We start from the raw sequence: 6,038 nt of genomic DNA on the forward strand, positions 1-6,038 counted from the left end.
CGCCCGTGAGCGGCAGCCGGCGGCTTGCCCGTTGGCTGCTGGAGGCCGAGTGGCGCAGTCAGCGCGGGCGCGCAATTGTCGCCGTCATGACGATCGCGCTGGGTGTGGCGCTCGGTTACGCCGTGCAGTTAATCAACAGCGCGGCGTTCAACGAATTCTCGGCCGCGGCGCGGAGCCTGTCCGGCCAGGCCGACCTGCAGGTGCGTGGCGCGCAGCCCACTTTCGATGAGTCGTGGTACCCGCGGCTCGCCGGCGAGCCCGGCGTCGCACTCGCCAGTCCGGTCCTCGAACTGGACGCGACCGTGCCCGGCCAGAATGCGCCGCTCAAGGTGCTGGGCATCGACGTTTTCAAGGCCAGCCAGATCGCGCCGGATCTGGTCGGGGTGCCCGCAGCGCAACGCCCCATGGATACTCTCGCCGACGACACGCTCTTTCTCTCGCCAGCGGCCCAGCAATGGCTGAACACGTCGACCGGTCAGCACATCTCTTTGTTGAGCGGCACGGCTAGCGTGCCGTTCCGGGTCGCAGGCGGCCTCGTCCGAGCCCGGCCGGGTCAACGCATTGCCGTGATGGATATCGCCGCCGCGCAGTGGCGTTTCGGCAGGCTCGGCAAGCTGTCGCGGGTCGACCTTGAGCTCGAGCGCGGCGTCGACCGCGAGCGCTTCAGGCGCGACCTGCAGGCGCGGCTTGGAAGTCAACTGGTCGTCTCCGAACCGCGCGACGTCGAGAGCCGGACTGACCGTCTGTCACGCGCTTACCGTATCAACATGAATGTGCTGGCACTGGTGGCGCTGTTCACCGGGGCGTTTCTGGTGTTCTCGACCCAGGCGTTGAGCGTCGTGCGGCGGCGCTCGCAACTTGCCATGCTGCGGGTGCTCGGCTTTACGCGCGGCCAGTTGCTGCGGCAGATCCTGATGGAAGGCGCCGTGCTCGGCGTGCTCGGGTCGATTGCTGGCCTTGCGCTCGGTTACGGGTTGGCAAGCCTCGCGTTGCGGTTCTTCGGCAGCGATCTGGGCGGCGGCTATTTTCCAGGCGTTCGGCCTGGGGTCAGTTTCGAACCGATTGCGACGGCGATTTTTCTTGTGTTGGGGATCGGCGTGTCCGTGCTTGGCAGTCTCGCGCCTGCACTTGAGGCAGCGCGCGCCCGTCCGGCTGCCGCGCTCAAGGCCGGCAGTGAAGAAGGCGCGTTGGCACGGCTCGCCACGCCATGGCCCGCGCTCGGCTGCCTCGCGTTGGCGGGGGTGTTCACGCAGATGCCGCCCGTTTTCGAGGCGCCGATTCTTGGCTACCTCGCGGTCGCACTGCTCCTCGTCGGTGGCATTGCGTTGATGCCGCGCTGCACGGCCGTGTTGTTTACGGCTCTTGGTCGTTCGCGCGTGGGACGTCATGCAAAGACCACCAGCGCGCTGTCGCTCGCGCGGCTCGCCAATGCGCCCGGACAAGCGTCGGTGGCGATGAGCGGCGTGCTCTCGAGCTTTGCTCTGATCGTCGCGATGGCGATCATGGTGGCAAGCTTCCGCGTTTCCGTCGACGAGTGGCTCGAGCATCTGCTATCCGCGAATCTGTATGTCCGGGTCGCGCCGAACGGCGACACCGGCGTGCTGAACCTCGCCGATCAGGCAAGCATCGCGGCGACACCCGGCGTCAAGACCGCAGCATTCACGCGTGCATCGCAACTCACACTCGATCCTGCGCGTCCCGCAGTCGTCCTGCTCGCACGCGAAATCGACGCAGCCGACCCCGGTGCGAGTCTGCAGATGTCCGGGCCCGTGCTGCTCCCGTCCGCGCTGCATGGCGAGACGCCAGTGTGGGTCTCCGAGGCCATGGTGGATCTGTATGGCTACCGGCTCGGCGAGCATGTCGACCTGCCCGTCGGACAGCACAACGAGACGCTCGTCGTAGCCGGCATCTGGCGCGACTATGTGCGTCAAACCGGCGCGATCGAGTTGCGGCTGGCCGACTATCGGCGCCTGACGCACGACACTGGCGCCACCGATGTCGCAATCACCGTCGCGCCGGGCGCCGACATCGATCGGGTCATCGCGGCGCTACGCGCACTACCGTTCGGCGACGCGCTGCAGTTCGCGCAACCCGGCGAGATTCGCGCCCGCTCGCTGACCATCTTCGACCGCAGCTTTGCCGTCACTTATCTGCTGGAAGCGGTCGCCATCGTCATTGGGCTGTTCGGTGTTGCAGCGACATTCTCTGCGCAAACGCTCGCCCGCGCGCGAGAGTTCGGCATGCTGCGCCACGTCGGCGTCACGCGCGCGCAGATCATCGCCATCCTCGCCAAGGAAGGCGGCATGCTGACGGCGCTTGGCATTGCGATGGGTTTTGTCCTCGGCTTTGCCATCAGCCTGATTCTCGTGTTCGTGGTCAACCCGCAGTCGTTTCATTGGAGCATGTCGCTGCATATTCCGTGGTTCGTCTTGAGCATGGTGGCTGCGGTGATGCTGGTGGCTTCGTGCGCAACCGCCGTGGTGGCGGGACGCCGGGCGGTCTCCGTCGATGCGGTCCGCGCAGTGAAGGAGGATTGGTGATGCGGCGATCGGTCAGAATCGTGTCAAGGGCCGGGCTGCGCGCTGCGGCGCTGGCACGCAGCGTACCCAGATCCACAAACGTCGCACTCCGAACGATGGTGCAAGCGATAGCTGCGACCTTTCTCGGCATAGCGATTGCGTTGCCCGCGATAGCAGCGCCACCTGGGTTTGCCACGGTCACGCCAGGTCACGCGTTGATGTTTCCAGCGGATACCGGCGCGCATCCCACGTTTCAGACCGAATGGTGGTACGCCACCGGCTGGCTCGATACACCGGATCACAAACCGTTAGGTTTCCAGATTACTTTCTTCCGCTCGGCCACCGGTTATGACGCAGCGGACCCGAGCGCGTTTGCGCCTTCACAACTGATTATCGCGCACGTCGCGCTGAGCGATCCGGCTTACGGCCAACTCGTGCATGACCAGAAAATCTCCCGGCAGGGCTTTGGCCTCGCCTACGCCAAAACCGGCAACACCGACGTCAAGCTCGACACATGGAGCATGGTGCGCGCGACCGATGGCCACTACCTGGTGCACGCCGAGACGCGCGAGTTCGCGCTGAACCTGTCGTTCATACCGACGCAACCGCTGCTACTACAGGGCGACCACGGCTACTCGCAAAAGGGCCCGCTTCAGACCGAAGCCAGTTACTACTACAGCGAGCCGCAACTGAGCGTCAGCGGCAGCGTCTCGCGGCCATCGCACCCGACGGGCCGCTCAGGCACACCCACGCCGGTAAGCGGCGTGGCGTGGCTCGATCACGAATGGTCCAGTACGATCCTGAGCCCCGATGCGGCCGGCTGGGACTGGCTCGGTGCGAACCTCGCTGACGGCTCTGCGCTGATGGCATTCAAGGTGCGTGGCCGCAATGGCGGGTCGGTCTGGGCGCACGCGCTGCTGCGCGACGCAAACGGCAAGGTCACAACGTTTGACCCGGCCCAGGTCGATTTCGTCCCACAGCGAACGTGGCGCTCGCCGCGCACGAACACGCTTTATCCGGTGGCTGAAACCGTCAAGACCGGCGCGCTCACGTGGCAGCTCGAGCCCTTGCTCGACGATCAGGAAATGGATACGCGCGACTCGACCGGCTCTGCCTACTGGGAAGGTGCGGTGACGGTGACGCGAGGTGGTGCAAATGTCGGTCGAGGCTACCTGGAGCTGACTGGGTATCAGACGCCGTTCGGGTTCCAGAATCCGACGAAGGCGGCGCGGTAGTTCAATCGGTAGCCTCCGCCGATGGACAACGCGCTTGCCCGGTCGGTCTTCTTCTATCGCCTCGGGCGAGATCATTCAGGCCGCCGCGATCACTTCCTTGAGCTCTTTCTGAGGCGTCTCCGAGGCGACCTCATTTCACTGTGTATTGCTCCGCTCGCGTCGGTCATCATCTTCGGCGCGCAAAAGAACGTCAGAATTGTGACTTATCGTCAAAGTTAATCGAAAGCCGATTCTTGTCATGGAAATTTTCTTCGCAATCCGTTAGTTTTACTAACGCACAAGAAAAGGGGTGCTCGTAATCGCCTCCTTGGGCAAACAACCGCTTTACGCCGCTTATGCAGTACAGCGCAAGAACGGTATTTTCGAGCACGGCGATACTAATCTAGATGGACACACGCATCTGCTCGCTTCTATCGCGTTCGCCGAAGACATTAACGTCTACCTGCAGGATAACGATGCCAGAGCAGATTCACGTCTCCCCGGCCGGGGTGAAATACCGTTTGGTAGCATCCAGAACGACGACGCCGACGAACGACACTTCGGCGAAAGAAATTATCGTAAATTCCGCCAGCCTTGAGGTCATTGTTAGCGACTCGCGGCTCCGCAGTGTCGGATCACAATGGGGGCATGTCGCCATCGAAATTGACGGAACCGTCTATAGTCGCGCCCATGAAGAATACGTAAAAATCGATAAGCACACTTATTTTTATGGGGGCATCGTGCATTTGACCAACGGATCAATACGAACCAGCGGAAATTTATGGCGCGACAACCTGGGCTTGGTCCTCAGAGTATCTCCGGCCGAAAAAGAGAAGGTTAAACGCGAACTGGAGCGACGCGTCAGTGTGGATCGAGCATTCAAGCTGGCACATCCGAATGAAAGTACGTACAGTCTGTTTGACAATAGTTGCTCCTCGAATGTGGCCGACGCTCTGGAATCTATTGGTATTCTGGCCCACGACCCGCGCTAGCCCCCAACGCCGGTCACTCCGGCCGAACTGGATGCCGTGCTACAGAAATCCAAACGTCTCGCAAAAATGAACCATTATCCGAAGCAGGCTAACCAGTGAAGCGGCGATATCTCGTTATAGGCTTGGCTCAGTTGCTTTCGATTTTTCTGGCTGGCTGGCTAAGACGGGCGTCGTGGAACGAGATTGATTTTGCTGGGGCACCGTCGCCACGGACCGCGCACCTGTCGTTGTACTGCCTCGCAGGGTGGGTGGTAACCGTTGCCACGGCAATCTGGTTTGCCGCAGTTGACAAAGAAAACCGAACGATAACTGTTCTGTTCCTTGTTCTTCTTCTGCCGTCGATCGAATTCTTCGGGTGGTTTGCGCTGAGCTTTTAATAGCCAATACTTGATCCCGCAAAGTTTGAATCTTCGGCACCTTCACGGTGGTGAACGAAAAGTCGTGACCACAGCAGACCATTTCTAGGTCTCCGTGTTTTTGCACGGCCCCCCCATCAAAGCCCTGCCAGCGTGCCCCACAACTGCTCTTTGAGCTTGCCGGTCGCCTCGTCCGTATCCTCGTAGGGCTGCGCCTGCACGGTCACGATGCGCCAGAACGACGCGTCGATATGGCGCAACTCCACATGTGTCTTCATAGTGGGATCCGACTTGAGGCGGCCATCGGCGATCCAGCTTTCATGACCGTCGACCATGTCGCGCGTCCCCGGCACGCCGAGCGGCATCGTCGACGCGTTGTTGCGCAGATACGCCGGAATGTATCGGCTGAACCCCACGTCCGGAAGGACTTCGCGTGCGAAGACCACCGCAGCGCGCCCGGTTGGGTCGGTGAACGTATAGATCGGCTCGCCGTTTTCGGTTTTCGTTACCGAGAGCGTCCAGACACCCTCTATCTGCACACTTGCGCCGGTGACAGGGTTAGTCCATTTGACGGCCGCATTGGCATGCGGCGCCGCGCTCGCCACGGTCCGATGAACCGGTAGGCGATGCTCCGTGTGCCACCCCGTCCACGCCGCGGCCAACACGATGGCAACGCAAACAGCGATTCTGAAGGCACGCGCCAGAGCCGACTCCTTCGTCTTGCCCTGCCGAAAAGCAGCCGGCTTCGCCTCAGGTGCTGGGTGCCGCCCCGGGTTGAACGCCGAGGCCCTGCCGGACCCGGTGAAAGACGGTTCCGCCCTGCCATTACCCCCGCCCGGCGAAGGATATGTCGGCGCCGCGCCGGGCGGCGGCCCCTGCACTTTTGGCGCTTGCTGCTCGCGCGCCGAAAGTTCGCGGTCGTACGCCTTTCTCCGCTCAGGATCGCCCAACACCGCG

Annotated in this window: 4 protein-coding genes; 3 read left to right on the forward strand and 1 reads right to left on the reverse strand. The window is 62.4% G+C overall.

Annotated elements, in window-relative coordinates; genetic code table 11:
- Positions 1 to 5 precede the first annotated feature (5 nt).
- The 3 genes from M0954_RS27435 (at position 6) to M0954_RS27445 (ending at position 4,725) form a co-directional block, all read left to right on the forward strand.
- On the forward strand, positions 6 to 2,540 hold the full coding sequence (locus tag M0954_RS27435) for an FtsX-like permease family protein (RefSeq protein ID WP_297356633.1): 2,535 nt from the start codon (positions 6 to 8) through the stop codon (positions 2,538 to 2,540).
- Between the two features lie 95 nt (positions 2,541 to 2,635).
- Positions 2,636 to 3,754, forward strand: coding sequence for a lipocalin-like domain-containing protein (locus M0954_RS27440; protein WP_297356627.1), 1,119 nt, complete (start codon positions 2,636 to 2,638; stop codon positions 3,752 to 3,754).
- Positions 3,755 to 4,209: 455 nt separating this feature from the next.
- Positions 4,210 to 4,725, forward strand: a complete 516-nt coding sequence (locus M0954_RS27445; RefSeq protein WP_297356629.1) for a hypothetical protein — start codon at positions 4,210 to 4,212, stop codon at positions 4,723 to 4,725.
- Between the two features lie 493 nt (positions 4,726 to 5,218).
- On the opposite strand, the gene M0954_RS27450 is transcribed toward M0954_RS27445, so the two are convergent.
- The coding region (locus tag M0954_RS27450; RefSeq protein WP_297356631.1) for a hypothetical protein at positions 5,219 to 6,038 on the reverse strand (820 nt) is incomplete at its 5' end.

The organism is Paraburkholderia sp. (genome assembly GCF_026225065.1).
Lineage (GTDB): Bacteria > Pseudomonadota > Gammaproteobacteria > Burkholderiales > Burkholderiaceae > Paraburkholderia.